This window comes from Marivita sp. (assembly GCF_020055675.1).
Classification (GTDB): domain Bacteria; phylum Pseudomonadota; class Alphaproteobacteria; order Rhodobacterales; family Rhodobacteraceae; genus Marivita.
The window spans coordinates 17154-30870 of record NZ_JAIPUS010000024.1 but is presented as its reverse complement, the minus strand read 5'-3'; the positions used below and the strand labels follow the sequence as shown (position 1 = coordinate 30870).

Sequence of the window (13717 nt, the reverse complement as noted above, 5' to 3'; positions counted from 1 at the left end):
AGACTTGAGAAAGGGGTATTTCATGTCGAGTGTCGGCCTGCAGCGGGTCAGTTACGCCTTTCTTCTTGCCGTGCTGCTCGGTGTGACCAGCGGCTGGCTGGGAGGTCTGTAGGCGTGGCGCAGCGGTTTGGCGGAAAATACAGCCCCGATGGTGCGTCTGAAAAATCCGAATTGCCGCCACGCAAAGGATTCAAGGGCGCAAAGGTCGATCCGGTCGGCGCCCGGTCAAACCTGCTGTTCCTTCCGCCCGTGGTTCTTGGCTTCACATCTATCGGTCAGGGTGCCATCGGCATGGGGCTTGGCCTTGTCGGGGCGGGGGTGTTGCTTTTGGGCGCATGGCTCCTGCGCGGCGGGTTGACGGCAGAGGCAAAGTACGACGCGCGGAAGGTGGCGCGCCGCCCGGCGTTTCCGCGCAAGATCGCCGCAGCCGTTCTGGCCGGAGCCGGGGTCGGCATTGCTGCATTTTCCAAAGAGCCGGGCCTGATTGCGCCGATCATCTACGGGGCGTCAGCCACCGTGTTGCACATTGGTGCGTTCGGCATTGACCCGATGCGTGACAAGGGCATGGAAGGCATTGATACCCTCCAACAGGATCGCGTGTCGCGGGTCGTCGACAAGGCCGAGGTCTATCTTTCCGAGATGCGTGATGCGGTTGCGCGATCAGGCGATCGCAGGATGATTGCCCGTGTCGAGGCGTTTCAGACCACGGCCCGAGAGCTGTTCCGCACTGTCGAGGAAGACCCACGGGATCTGACCGGCGCGCGAAAGTATCTGGGTGTTTACCTGATGGGCGCGCGCGATGCGACCGTCAAGTTTGCCGAGGTCTACGCCCGGACCGGAGATGCGCAGGCGCGCAGCGAATACGCCGAATTGCTGAACGATCTGGAGCAGAATTTTACTGCGCGAACGCGCAAGATGCTGCTGGATGACCGATCCGACCTGACCGTCGAAATCGAGGTTTTGCGCGACCGATTGCACCGCGAAGGCGTGCATATTGACCGCGAAATGGAATAACGTGGAAAAACGAGTTTTAGAGGAACGATACATGTCCGAAACAGTCCGTGCCAAAGCCCAGGATTCGCTTGCCCTTGTCGAAGAGGTGAACGCCGTTCTTTTGCCCGAGCCCAAACCTGCCGATGCCGTCGTGCCCTTGGCACAGGCGGATCCGGCCCTGAGCGAGGAAATTCAGTCACGCATGGCCGAGATTGACATAATGGACACCCAGTCCATCGTGTCGTTCGGTTCGAATGCGCAGGCCGAATTGCAGGAAATCTCGCAATCCATGCTGGCGGATGTGCGCAACAAGGATGTGGGGCCCGCCGGGGACAGTCTTCGGGGAATTGTAAGCACGATCCGGGGCTTTTCGGTCTCCGAATTGGACGTGCGCCGCGAACGCAGTTGGTGGGAAAAGCTGCTGGGTCGCGCGACGCCTTTTGCAAAGTTCACGGCGAAATTCGAGAAAGTGCAGGGCCAGATCGATCGGATCACCGATGACCTGCTCAGTCACGAACATACGCTGCTCAAGGACATCAAATCGCTTGACCTGTTGTATGAAAAGACGCTGCAATTCTACGATGAACTGGCGCTTTACATCGCCGCGGGCGAAGAAAAAATCGGAGAGTTGGACAATACCGACATACCCGCCAAGGAGGCCGAGGTTCAGGCCGCCGCCGACGATGACCAGGTGATGAAGGCACAGGAATTGCGCGATCTGCGGGCCGCGCGTGACGATCTGGAACGGCGCGTGCACGACCTGAAGCTGACGCGCCAGGTGACGATGCAATCGCTCCCGTCGATCCGGCTTGTTCAGGAAAACGACAAGTCGCTGGTTACCAAGATCAACTCGACGCTGGTCAACACGGTGCCGCTTTGGGAAACCCAGCTGGCACAGGCGGTGACCATTCAGCGCTCTGCCGAGGCGGCCGGCGCAGTCCGTGAGGCCAATGACCTGACAAACGAATTGCTGACTTCGAACGCCAAGAACCTGCGCGAGAGCAACAAGATGATCCGCGGGGAAATGGAGCGCGGCGTCTTCGATATCGACGCGGTGAAACAGGCCAATGCGGATCTGATCGGGACCATTCAGGAAAGCCTGCAAATCGCCGATGAAGGCAAAGCCAAGCGCGCCGAAGCCGAGCAGGAGCTTAAGAAGATGGAAGGCGAGCTGCGTGATACGCTGGCCGCGGCCAAAGCCCGCAAGGACGGGGTTGGCGACACGTCGGCCACGTCGATGCCGGACCAGTAAGCCAATGTCGCGGCGCTGGTCTCATATCCTGTGGTCCTGCGCCGCGGTTGCCATGCTGTCAGCCTGCGATCCCATCGCGACGGACTCGCCCGCGGCTGCGGCCAAACCGCAGGTGCGCCCCGACCCGCCAGCGCCCGAGCGCGAACCTGCTCGCCCATCCGATGCGTCGATCGAGCTGCGCCGTTATTATGCGCGCGTGGAGCAGGATTTACTGGCGCAAGGGCTGTTGCGCGTCGATGGTGGGGGCACGGACACGCCCTATACCGACGAGATGCTCAGCCGCAATTTCGAACAGATCGCGCTCGCCGAGGAATATGCCCGCGGCGCGGGGCTGCAACCGTCAAGCGGGGCCTTGGGCGAAATCAAGAAATGGCGCGTTCCCGTGCGCGTCGGTGTCATCTTTGGCGATAGCATGTCAGAAGGCGATCAGGCGCAGGACCGCAGGACACTGGAAAGCTACACCCGTAGATTGAGGCGTGTCTCCGGGCACCCGATCAGCCTTGTGTCGGATCAGGTCAATTTCCACGTCCTGGTGATGGGGCAGGACGACAAGGACCAACTGCGCAGCGTGCTGGACCGAATCGCGCCTGGCATGGAGGCGTCGACCCGTGCGATTTTTCTCAACCTCCCACGCGCCATTCATTGCCTTGTCGTGGCGTTCGCCGAGAACAACAGCGCGAGCGCCTACCGGCAGGCTGTCGCGCTTGTTCGCAGCGAACATCCAGACCTGACCCGCCGTGCCTGCTATCACGAAGAACTGGCGCAGGGCCTTGGACTTGCAAATGATGCCCCGAATGCGCGGCCCTCGATCTTCAACGATGACGACGAATTCGCGCTTCTGACGACGCATGATGAAATGCTGCTGAAAATTCTTTATGGTCCCCGCGTGACCCCCGGCATGAATGCTGATCAGGTGCGCCCCATCGTCCGGATGCTGTCCCGCGAGTTGAAGGGCGGCGGACCAAGATGACGTAACGGAGACCCCAAATGCCCATTTTCGATTTCCTGAGCGGCCAGTTCATCGATGTCATCGAATGGACGGACAACACACGCGACACGATGGTCTGGCGTTTCGAACGCGAAGGCCACGAGATCAAGTACGGTGCCAAGCTCACCGTGCGGGAGGGGCAGGCGGCCGTTTTCGTGCACGAAGGGCAATTGGCGGATGTTTTCACCCCCGGACTCTACATGCTTGAGACCAACAATATGCCGATCCTGACCAGCCTCCAGCATTGGGATCACGGTTTCCGGTCGCCGTTCAAATCCGAGGTCTATTACGTCAACACCACCCGGTTCCAGGATCTGAAATGGGGCACCAAGAATCCAATCATCTGCCGCGATCCCGAGTTCGGCCCGGTGCGGCTGCGGTCCTTCGGCACCTATTCCGTGCGCGTCACAGACGCGGCCAAATTCCTGGTCGAGATTGTCGGAACCGACGGTGAATTCACGATGGACGAGATCAGTTATCAGATCCGCAACATCATCGTGCAGGAATTTTCGCGCACCATTGCACGGTCCGGTATTCCGGTTCTCGACATGGCCGCGAATACGCGTGAACTGGGGCAGTTGCTGGCCAAGGAAATCGCGCCCACCCTTGCGGAATATGGCCTGGAGCTGCCCGAACTTTATATCGAGAATATCTCGCTGCCTCCGGCCGTGGAAGATGTTCTCGATAAGCGATCGTCGATGGGAGTGATCGGCAACCTGACCGAATACGTGCAGTTCCAGGCAGCCGAGGCGCTGGGCAAGGATGGCGGCGGTGCCGCAGCCATTCAGGCGGGTCTCGGGGCCGGGCTCGGAATGCAAATCGGCCAAGCCGCCGCAGCCAAGACGGGCCCTTGGGGCGCGGCGCCGCAGGCGCAGGACGCCGCCCGCGCGTCGCAGCAGATGCCACCTCCGCCCCCGCCGGTCGAGCATGTCTGGCACGTCGCCGAGAATGGTGAGACCAAGGGGCCGTATTCCAAGGCCGCGATGGGTCGGATGGCGCGTGAAGGCAATCTGATCCGAGACAGCTATGTCTGGACTCCGGGGCAGGATGGCTGGAAAAAGGCCGAAGACGTCATGGAGCTGGCGCAATTGTTTACTGTCATGCCGCCACCCCCTCCGAGCGCGTAAGCGCCGGTTGGTCTGATTGCATATTTGAAAAGAGAAGAAGCAGGGGACAGACCTCTTGTCCGAGGATACGCTCACGGCACCCGTAGAAGAACATCGCTTTCCCTGCGATCAGTGCGGCGCGGATTTCCGGTTCGATCCGCAAAGCGGCGTGCTGCTGTGTGATCATTGCGGCAATACCGGCGAGATCGCGGACCCTGGCCCTTGGGCCAGGGGCAACATCCGCGAAATCGCGTTCGAAGCCGGGATCGCGGACCGGCTGCCATCGCAGGAGATGGAAGAAACCCGCGTCTCGAAATGCCCGAACTGCGCCGCGCAGGTGGAATTCGACCCGGGTGTGCACGCGGCGGAATGTCCGTTTTGCGCCACGCCCGTCGTTGCCGACACCGGGCGCAACCGCCATATCAAGCCAAAGGGCCTCTTGCCTTTCGCGCTGGACGAGGACACCGCGCGTGCCGCGATGACCGAGTGGTTGGGCGGGCTGTGGTTTGCCCCGAACGGGTTGCAGGACTACGCGCGCAACGGGCGCAAGATGACTGGCATATATGTGCCGTACTGGACGTTCGATGCCGACACCCAGTCGTCGTATCGGGGGCAGCGCGGTACGATCTACTATGAAACACGGCACGTGCAGCGGAATGGCAAATCCAAGACCGTGCGCGTGGCCAAGGTGCGCTGGCGGCCCGCGTCGGGTCGGGTGGCACGGTTTTTCGACGATGTGCTTGTGCTGGCCTCTACTTCATTGCCGAAGAGATATACCGACGCGCTGGAGCCTTGGGATTTGGCGGCACTGGAGCCGTATCACCCCGAATTTCTGGCTGGTTTCCGAGCTGAAGCCTATGGCGTCGAGCTTCGGGACGGATACGCCGAGGCGCGCACCCATATGGACCGCGTGATCGCCCGCGACGTTAAATTCGATATCGGTGGAGATCGCCAGCGAATTCACGATATCGACACGCAAGTCTCGGACGTGACGTTCAAGCACATCTTGTTGCCCGTCTGGCTGGCTGCCTACAAGTACCGGGGTCAAACGTATCGCTTTGTCGTGAACGGGCGCACCGGCGCCGTGCAGGGAGAACGTCCGTGGTCGGGATGGAAGATTGCTTTTGCCGTGATCGTTGGCCTGATCGTGGCAGCCGGTGTCGGCTATGTTGCGGCGATGAGCCAGTAGCTAGCGTCAGACGAGCATCCCACCATCCGTATCGTCGCCTGCCTCTTCGAGAAGCCGGCTCATGTCCGGCACGGTGACGTGGCGCTTGCCTTCGAGCGTGATGACCTGGTCTTTCTTGAGCGCTGACACTTGCCGCGAGACCGTTTCGAGTGTCAGGCCAAGGTAATCGGCCATCGCTTCCCGAGTGAGCGGCAGATCAAACGACACTGGCCCGTCGAGCGCACCAAGGTTCAGCGTCGCGTCTCGGCGTGCGATGATCGAGAGCAGCGACGCAATCTTCTCGCGCGCCGTTTTGCGGCCAAGCACAAGCATCCATTCGCGCGCCGCGTCCAGTTCATCGAGCGTCATTTCCAACAAGCGCTGCGCAATATGCGGGGTGCGGTTCATCATGTCTTCGAACGGGGCCTTGCGGAAACAGCACATCACCATATCCGTGGTCGCGACCACGTCGTAGGCTGCGGTGCCGCGTCCGGGACGCCCCACGAAATCGCTGGGCAGCAAGAGGCCGACCATCTGTGTCCGGCCGTCTTCCATCGTTTGTGTGAGCGTCGCGATGCCCGAAACAACCGAACCGACGAAATCCATCCTGTCGCCCGACCAGATCACCGTTTGGCCTGCTTCGAAGCGCCGGTAGTATTTGATGTCTTCCAGAAGACCCAATTCATCCGATTCGCACCGCGCACACACGGCCCTGTGACGGATCGGACAATCATGACAGTCCTGGGTGACGGAGAGGTTGTCTTGTTTCAGCATATATTCGTTCTTGATCTGTATCAAAGCTGCACGCGCTTCACGCAGACTAGACTAAGCAGATGGTTAGCAGAACACAACTTTCCCGGCTGGGACTATTCGACGCGAAGGTACCTCGGTATACGAGCTACCCGACCTCACCGCATTTCAAGAATGATGTAAGGCCGGTGGATTTTTCCAACTGGATCGAAGCGATCCCGGAAAACTCCGAGATTTCGCTTTATCTGCATGTACCGTTTTGTCGGCGTCTGTGCTGGTTTTGCGCCTGCCGCACCCAGGGCACGGCAAGTGGCGAACCGGTCACGGCATATATCGAAACGCTCAAGGACGAGCTGTCGCTTCTCAAGCGGCACCTGCCGCGCGGCGTGCGATTGTCGCGGCTGCATTGGGGGGGGGGCACGCCGACATTGCTGTCGCCGGACCATATGCGCGATCTGTCCGCCGCGACGCGCGAGGTGGCAGATTTCGCCGATGGCTACGAATTCTCGGTCGAGATCGACCCTAACGAGATTGACGCTGCCCGCCTTGATACGCTGTTCGAGGCCGGGATGAACCGCGCGTCGATCGGAATTCAGGATTTTGATCCGGATATCCAGAAAACCATTGGCCGTGAGCAGAGTTTCGAAACGACCAAACGTGCGGTCGACATGATCCGCGCGCGTGGCATCCAGAGCCTCAACGCTGATATCCTTTATGGCCTGCCGGACCAGACGCGCAGCAAGATTGTCGATTCGGTGCAAAAGCTGCTGTCGCTCTCGCCCGACCGCGTGGCGCTTTACGGCTATGCGCATGTGCCTTGGATGGCCAAGCGCCAGCAAATGATCCCGTCCGACGCGCTGCCGCGCCCGGATGAACGGCTCAAGCTGTTTGAAACGGCGCGCAAGCTGTTTGTCTGGGACAATTACGACGAGATCGGCATCGATCACTTCGCGACCCCCGAGGACGGTCTGTCCATTGCCGCGCGCAAGGGCACATTGCGTCGCAATTTCCAGGGCTACACCGACGACACGTCGGACGTGCTGATCGGGCTTGGCGCATCTTCGATCTCGAAATTCCCACAAGGGTATGCACATAACGCACCCGCCACGTCGGCCTATACAAAGGCCATTCGCGCCGGTGGGTTTTCGACAGTGCGCGGGCATGGGTTCACGCCGCAGGACAAACTGCGCGGACGGATGATCGAAATGCTGATGTGCGATTTCCGCGTCGACATCGCCGAACTGGTTCGCGATTACGACATCACGGAAACCGAATTGCGCGCGATCCTGAACCACACGAACAAGGAGTTGGAGAATCTCTTGGTTGTTGATGATGCTGGCCTGTTCGTCCCGCAAGAGGCGCGTCCGCTCACCCGGATCATCGCCCGCAGCTTTGATGCCTACGAGCTGTCATCGGCGGGTCACAGTTCGGCAATCTAGGGCCAGACGCCAGAGTGTGTCGCGTGGCCTCCGCATTCACGCGGCCCTCTCTCACGATTTGAAGCCTGTGTCCGTCGAGGGTAAAATCGCTTGCCGATTTTGCCCGACATATTCTAACTGGCCAGATCGAAGGCGGCGGCCATCAGAGTCTTGGTGTAGTCTGTTTGCGGGTCGGTAAATATATCTTCGGCGGCGCCATATTCCACCACATCTCCGGCGCGCATGACGATCACCTTGTGCGACATGGCCCGAATTACCTTCAGATCGTGACTGATGAACAGGTAAGCCAAGTCGTATTTCTGTTGCAAGTCGCGCAGCAGGTCGACGATCTGCACCTGCACCGTCATGTCGAGCGCCGATGTCGGCTCGTCAAGAACAACCAGTTTGGGCCGCAGGACCATTGCGCGTGCGATCGCGATGCGCTGCCGCTGGCCGCCGGAAAATTCGTGCGGGTAGCGGTGCATCGTGGCCGGATCGAGACCCACTTCGAGCATCACGTCTGTCACCAGTTCCTTGTGTGACCGCCCATCGGGGGAGCCGTGAACCCCGAGACCTTCTGCGATGATCTGCTCGCACGTCATGCGCGGGCTGAGCGATCCATAGGGATCCTGGAACACGATCTGCATCTCGCGGCGCAACTTGCGCAAGCGCCGCGTGGTCCAGTCGCGCACGTTCTCGCCCCGAAAGGTGATCCCGCCTTCCGACTGGATCAGCCGCATGATTGCCAGCGCCAGAGTGGTTTTGCCGGATCCGGATTCCCCGACGATCCCCACCGTTTCGCCAGCGCGCACCGCGATGGTCGCATCATTGACGGCCTTCACATAGCCGACCGTGCGCTTCAGGAACCCTTTCTGGATCGGGAACCAGATCTTGAGGTTGTCGGTCCGTGCGATCTCTTCGGCGTCTTCCTTGACGGGAATGGGCGATCCGGTGGATTCCGCGCTGAGCAGCATCTGCGTGTAAGGATGCTGCGGATCGCTAAAAATCCTGTCGGTGGGGCCGGTTTCGACAATCTCGCCATCCTTCATCACGCAGACCTGATCCGCGATCTTGCGCACGATTCCAAGGTCGTGGGTGATGAACAGAAGGCTCATGTCCTCGGCGGATTTCAGATCGGCGAGAAGTTGCAGGATCTGGGCCTGGATCGTGACGTCGAGCGCGGTTGTCGGCTCGTCCGCGATGAGCAGCTCCGGCCCGTTGGCCAGAGCCATCGCGATCATGACCCGTTGGCGCTGCCCTCCCGACAATTGGTGCGGATAGGCGTTCAGGCGGCTCTCCGGATCGCGGATACCCACTTTGTGCAAAAGCTCCAGGATGCGGGCGCGTGCGCCGTCTCCCGTCACGCCCTGGTGCAAAGCAAGCGACTCCGACAACTGCTTTTCCAGAGTGTGAAGCGGATTGAGTGAGGTCATCGGTTCCTGGAAGATGAAACTGATGTCATTGCCGCGGATACGACGCAGTTGCCCGTCGCCCGCGCCGACCATTTCCTCGCCATTATAGTGCACTGACCCTTCAACGATCGCGGAGTCACCCAGAAGGGAGACAGTCGACAAGGCGGTGACGGATTTGCCGGAGCCCGATTCGCCAACCAGCGCAACCGTCTCGCCCCGCGCGATGTTGAAGGACACGCCGTGCACAGCCTGCAGCACCTGTCCATCCTGCCGGAACCCAACGCGCAGGTTGTTCACCTCGAGAATATTGCTCATGTGAATGTCTTTCTGGGATCGAACGCGTCGCGCACGCCTTCGAAGATGAACACCAGCAGCGACAGCATCAACGCGAAAACGAAAAACGCGGTAAAGCCAAGCCACGGTGCCTGAAGGTTCTGTTTCGCCTGCAAGGTCAACTCGCCCAGCGAGGGAGCCGAGGATGGCAGGCCGAACCCGAGGAAATCCAGCCCCGCCAAGGTGCTGATCGTGCCGGTGACAATGAAGGGCAGCATTGTCAAAGTGGCCACCATCGCGTTGGGCAGCATGTGGCGGAACATGATCGTCGTGTTGGACACGCCCAGAGCCTTGGCTGCGCGCACATATTCAAGATTGCGCGCGCGCAGGAATTCGGCCCGGACGACGCCCACCAGAGCGGTCCATCCGAACAGCACTGTGAGAAATACAAGGAGCCAGAAACTGCGCCCCAGGATCGCGAACAGGATGATGATGATGTAAAGAGAGGGCGTCGAGGTCCAGATCTCGATGACCCGTTGGAAAATCAGGTCGAGCCAGCCGCCGAAATATCCCTGCAACGCTCCTGCCACGATGCCCACAACGCTTGCCAGTGTCGTTACGATCAGGGTGAAGAGGATCGACAGGCGGAAGCCATAGATGACCCGTGCCATGACATCGCGTTTGGTGTCGTCGGTGCCCAGCCAGTTTTGCTCGTTCGGGGGCAGGGGCGCCGCGCCGGGGCGGTCCACGGGTGTCTGGTAGTCATAGGGGATCGGTGGCCACAACGCCCACCCCTTGTAGAAATCGCCGTCCAGAACCAACCCGTCATCGACCTGCTGGATCAGGCCCTCGGGGTCGTCGAAGCACGAGTCCAACCCGCCGGTGCGGATAAGGCATTGTACTTCCGGATCACGATATGCGGCTTCGGTCCGGAAATCGCCGCCGAAATCCGTCTCGGCGTAGAAAGTGAAGACCGGGGTATAAAAATCACCGCGATACTGCACCAGGATCGGTTTGTCGTTGGCGATGAATTCGGCCATCAGCGACAGACCGAAGAGCACGCAAAAAATTATGAGCGACCAGAAGGCGCGGCGGTTCCGCTTGAAATTGTTCCAGCGGCGCTGGTTCAGCGGCGACAGCGTGAAGCGGCTACGCACCGGGGCAACAGGCACCGCCGGGCTGGGCTCGGTCACGATATCGCGGTCTTCGGGTTCGGGATTGGCCGCCATGGTTTCAGCCCTCCCGTTTTTCAAAGTCGATGCGTGGATCGACCAGCACATACATCAGGTCCGACAGGATGCCGACCAAAAGTCCGATCAAGCCGAAGACGAACAGCGTGCCGAAGATCACCGGATAGTCACGGGCGACCGCCGCTTCGAACCCCAGCCTTCCCAGACCGTCGAGCGAAAAGATCGTTTCGATGATCAGTGATCCGGAAAAGAACACGCCGATGAAGACCGCCGGAAACCCGGCGATCACGATGAGCATCGCGTTGCGGAACACGTGGCCGTAAAGCACCTTGCGCTCGGCCAGACCCTTGGCCCGCGCGGTGATCACGTATTGTTTCTTGATCTCGTCCAGAAAGCTGTTCTTGGTCAGAAGCGTAAGCGTCGCAAAAGCCGAAATAGTCGAGGCCAGCACCGGTAGCGTGATATGCCAGAAGTAATCCCCGACCTTGCCCAGCAGCGAGAGGTCCTCGAAATTGTCAGAGGTCAGACCGCGCAGTGGAAAGATCTGGTAATACGATCCGCCCGCGAACAACACGAGCAGCAGGATGGCAAAGAGGAAGCCGGGGATCGCATAGGCCACGATGATCGCCGCCGACGTCCATGTGTCGAACCCCGACCCGTCCTTGACGGCCTTGCGGATGCCGAGCGGGATTGACACCAGGTAGGCGATGACCGTGGACCACAGACCGAGAGAGATGGACACAGGCATCTTTTCCAGCACCAGCTCCATGACCCCGATGGACCGGAAATAGCTGTCGCCGAAATCGAGCCGCAGGTAGTTCCACATCATCATGCCAAAGCGTTCGACAACGCCGATCATCTCCTTGTTGCAGGCCGGGTTCTCGATGTCGGGTTGTCCGGTAAAGCCGTCTTCGCAGACGATCCGTGCAAAGCCGAAATCGACTTCCAACTGTTCAAGGAATTCCGGGGGCAATCCCCGGCTGCCCGCATAGTCATCGCTGTCGTCCGCGGCAGCCGCCCCGGCATCCCCGGATCCGGCAAAGCCTTCGAACACGTCGCCTTCGCCTTCGAACTGGGCAATATACTGCTCGATCGGGCCACCCGGTACGAACTGGGTGAGCGCAAAATTGACGATCATGATCCCCAGCAACGTGGGGATGATCAGCAGCACGCGTCTGAGGATGTATGCGCCCATATCAGTTGAGCGCGCCGCTTGCTCTCAATGCCTCGGCCTTGTCCTCGTTCACCCACCAAAGATCGAGATACCCCAGATCGTAGGGCGGCAGATCCTCGGGGAACTCGTACATATCGTAGGCCGCAACCCAGTGATCGGCGATATAGCCTGTTGGTACGATGAAGAACTCATGCCGCAGCGCCCGGTCCAGCGCCATCAGCGCCGTGTCGGTCTCTTCCTGCGTTTGCATTTCGAACGATGCGTCGATGATCGCATCCACCAAAGGGCTGGTCAGGCCAGCGGGGTTGAACAGGCTGAATTCGGCCTCCTCGGAGCCATACATCTGGGTCAACCCGCCACCGGTGGAAAGAAATGCACCATAGCGGGTGGTATACATCATGTCGTAATCGCGCTCGCGGCGCCGGTTGGTATATTGCGACGGATCCACTTTCTGCAGGTTCACCGCAATTCCAAGCTGCTCAAGATTCCGGGCGTAGGTCTCGTGCATCGCATCCACGGAATCCTGGATGTTGGTCGGATACAGCATCGTGATCTCGAGCGGCGTACCGTCTGAATTGCGGCGAATGCCCTGGTCGCCAACCGTCCATCCAGCGTCTTCCAGCAGGCGCGACGCGGTCCGCATATTGCCCCGGTCAGTCAGCCGGCTTCCGTTGGATTCGTGAAAGGTCCGCACCGGGTCGGACATAAGCTCTGGCGGCACCACGTCACCCAGCGATTGCAGGAAGGCGCGCTCTTCCCCTGTCGGAACATCCTTGGCTTCGATCGGTGTGTCCTGGACAAAGGAACTGCGCGGTTCGTAAAGGCCGAACAGCAGCGACTCGTTCGTCCATTCGAAGTTGAATGCCAAAGCCACGGCCTCGCGCACGCGGCGGTCAGCGAATTGCGGCTTGGCAAGGTTGAAGACAAAGCCCGTGGGGTTGGGCGGCGACCCGTCCGGCAATTCGTATTTCGTGATCGCGCCGCTTTCGATCTTGGGAAAATCATAGGAACTGGCCCAGAGCTTGGGATCGCTTTCGATTCGGATGGTGTATTCGCCCGCCTTGAATGCCTCGAAGGACGCTGTCTGGTCGGAAAAGTATTCTACCCGCACTGTCCCGTAGTTGTGCCGACCCTTGTTGAATGGCAAATCCTTGCCCCAGTAATCGTCGCGCAGCTTGTAGACGATCCGGCGGTTGATGTCGTAGCTGTCCAGCCTGTACGGTCCCGACCCGACTGCCACCTCAAGGCGCGGCTCGTCCAGCCTTCGGTCTTCATCGGCCTCGAACCAGGACTTGGAAAAGATCGGCGTGTTGCCCACGGTTTCGATCCGGCTGCGTTTGGACAGTTCAGGATTGAACGTGAATTTTACCGTGTGATCATCCAGCGCCTCGGCTCCGGTCACCATCCGGCCCACGGCCTGCGCGTAGGACGGCAGGCCCTGATCAATAAAGAGCGTGTGGCTGTAGACCACATCCTCGGCCGTCACGGGCGTTCCGTCCCAGAATGTCGCCTCGGGCCGCATGTGAAAGATCACCCAGTCACGGCTTTCTGGATATTCGAGCCCATGTGCGACGACGCCGTAATACTGACCGACGGAGTCGGTGCTGGCTTCGATCAAACTGTCATATTGTAGCGTGGTCAACGCCCCGGCGCGGCCCTTGCGGGAGTAGGGGTTCAGGCTATCGAACGTGCCAGACGCTCCGAGGGCGATTTCGCCCCCTTTGGGGGCATCAGGGTTGACGTAGTCCAGGTGTTCGTAATCCGCAGGATAATCGAGATTTCCAAAGTAGGAATATCCATGCGCCTCGATGACCTCTTCATGACTTTCGGCTCGGACGTTGCTGGCAGCGAAGGCCAGTGTCAGCGCCATCAGTCCACCAACCGTTTTTGTGCGAAACAGCGTGCCTCGCGACGCCGTCATGGCGATCTCTTGGTGCGTCATACGTAGAACCCCTTCGTCTCCGCCTTTGCATCATAGTCTTGATGTAAGCTA

The 13717-nt window shown here is 59.9% G+C and carries 11 protein-coding genes; 6 read left to right on the top strand and 5 right to left on the bottom strand.

The features are described from left to right. Positions 1–114 precede the first annotated feature (114 nt). From LCF59_RS13965 to LCF59_RS13945, 5 genes are read left to right on the top strand one after another with little or no spacing between them, the layout of a single operon-like run. Entirely contained in the window at positions 115–1014 is a 900-nt protein-coding gene (locus LCF59_RS13965) for a 5-bromo-4-chloroindolyl phosphate hydrolysis family protein (RefSeq protein ID WP_292288225.1), read from the top strand. A gap of 31 nt (positions 1015–1045) precedes the next feature. Then, positions 1046–2245 carry a toxic anion resistance protein gene (locus LCF59_RS13960; protein WP_292288224.1) on the top strand — a complete coding sequence of 400 codons (1200 nt, stop codon included), beginning with the start codon at positions 1046–1048 and terminating at the stop codon, positions 2243–2245. A 4-nt stretch (positions 2246–2249) separates the two neighbouring features. Beyond that, entirely contained in the window at positions 2250–3215 is a 966-nt protein-coding gene (locus LCF59_RS13955; protein ID WP_292288223.1) for a DUF2927 domain-containing protein, read from the top strand. A gap of 17 nt (positions 3216–3232) precedes the next feature. After that, positions 3233–4360, top strand: a complete 1128-nt coding sequence (locus tag LCF59_RS13950; protein ID WP_292288222.1) for an SPFH domain-containing protein — start codon at positions 3233–3235, stop codon at positions 4358–4360. Positions 4361–4415: 55 nt separating this feature from the next. After that, entirely contained in the window at positions 4416–5528 is a 1113-nt protein-coding gene (locus LCF59_RS13945) for a TFIIB-type zinc finger domain-containing protein (protein ID WP_292288221.1), read from the top strand. Positions 5529–5534: 6 nt separating this feature from the next. On the opposite strand, the gene fnrL is transcribed toward LCF59_RS13945, so the two are convergent. Then, the gene (gene fnrL, locus LCF59_RS13940; protein ID WP_292288220.1) at positions 5535–6281 is read right to left on the bottom strand and encodes a transcriptional regulator FnrL; all 747 of its coding nucleotides are present in this window, start codon (positions 6279–6281) and stop codon (positions 5535–5537) included. A 59-nt stretch (positions 6282–6340) separates the two neighbouring features. Here fnrL and hemN point away from each other — a divergent pair, with 59 nt between their 5' ends. Then, on the top strand, positions 6341–7696 hold the full coding sequence (gene hemN / locus LCF59_RS13935) for an oxygen-independent coproporphyrinogen III oxidase (protein ID WP_292288219.1): 1356 nt from the start codon (positions 6341–6343) through the stop codon (positions 7694–7696). A gap of 113 nt (positions 7697–7809) precedes the next feature. Here the strand turns inward: hemN and LCF59_RS13930 are convergent, their stop codons facing one another. Genes LCF59_RS13930 through LCF59_RS13915 form a run of 4 tightly spaced genes read right to left on the bottom strand, consistent with a single transcriptional unit; the run spans position 7810 to position 13645 of the window. Beyond that, on the bottom strand, positions 7810–9402 hold the full coding sequence (locus LCF59_RS13930) for an ABC transporter ATP-binding protein (RefSeq protein WP_292288218.1): 1593 nt from the start codon (positions 9400–9402) through the stop codon (positions 7810–7812). Then, positions 9399–10589 (bottom strand): ABC transporter permease, encoded by a 1191-nt coding sequence (locus tag LCF59_RS13925; protein WP_292288217.1) that lies wholly within the window; start codon positions 10587–10589, stop codon positions 9399–9401. The genes LCF59_RS13930 and LCF59_RS13925 overlap by 4 nt, the downstream gene beginning before the upstream one ends. A 4-nt stretch (positions 10590–10593) precedes the next feature. Then, positions 10594–11745 (bottom strand): microcin C ABC transporter permease YejB, encoded by a 1152-nt coding sequence (locus LCF59_RS13920; protein ID WP_292288216.1) that lies wholly within the window; start codon positions 11743–11745, stop codon positions 10594–10596. Position 11746: 1 nt separating this feature from the next. Beyond that, positions 11747–13645: an extracellular solute-binding protein gene (locus tag LCF59_RS13915; RefSeq protein WP_292288215.1), complete on the bottom strand. Its 1899-nt coding sequence runs from the start codon at positions 13643–13645 to the stop codon at positions 11747–11749. Positions 13646–13717: the final 72 nt, after the last annotated feature.

Bases quoted from the DNA above. Each gene is read 5' to 3' on its own strand.
- LCF59_RS13960 (WP_292288224.1), top strand. From the start codon at position 1,046: ATGTCCGAAACAGTCCGTGCCAAAGCCCAGGATTCGCTTGCCCTTGTC.
- LCF59_RS13955 (WP_292288223.1), top strand. From the start codon at position 2,250: ATGTCGCGGCGCTGGTCTCATATCCTGTGGTCCTGCGCCGCGGTTGCC.
- LCF59_RS13950 (WP_292288222.1), top strand. From the start codon at position 3,233: ATGCCCATTTTCGATTTCCTGAGCGGCCAGTTCATCGATGTCATCGAA.
- fnrL (WP_292288220.1), bottom strand. From the start codon at position 6,281: ATGCTGAAACAAGACAACCTCTCCGTCACCCAGGACTGTCATGATTGT.
- hemN (WP_292288219.1), top strand. From the start codon at position 6,341: ATGGTTAGCAGAACACAACTTTCCCGGCTGGGACTATTCGACGCGAAG.
- LCF59_RS13930 (WP_292288218.1), bottom strand. From the start codon at position 9,402: ATGAGCAATATTCTCGAGGTGAACAACCTGCGCGTTGGGTTCCGGCAG.
- LCF59_RS13925 (WP_292288217.1), bottom strand. From the start codon at position 10,589: ATGGCGGCCAATCCCGAACCCGAAGACCGCGATATCGTGACCGAGCCC.
- LCF59_RS13920 (WP_292288216.1), bottom strand. From the start codon at position 11,745: ATGGGCGCATACATCCTCAGACGCGTGCTGCTGATCATCCCCACGTTG.
- LCF59_RS13915 (WP_292288215.1), bottom strand. From the start codon at position 13,645: ATGACGGCGTCGCGAGGCACGCTGTTTCGCACAAAAACGGTTGGTGGA.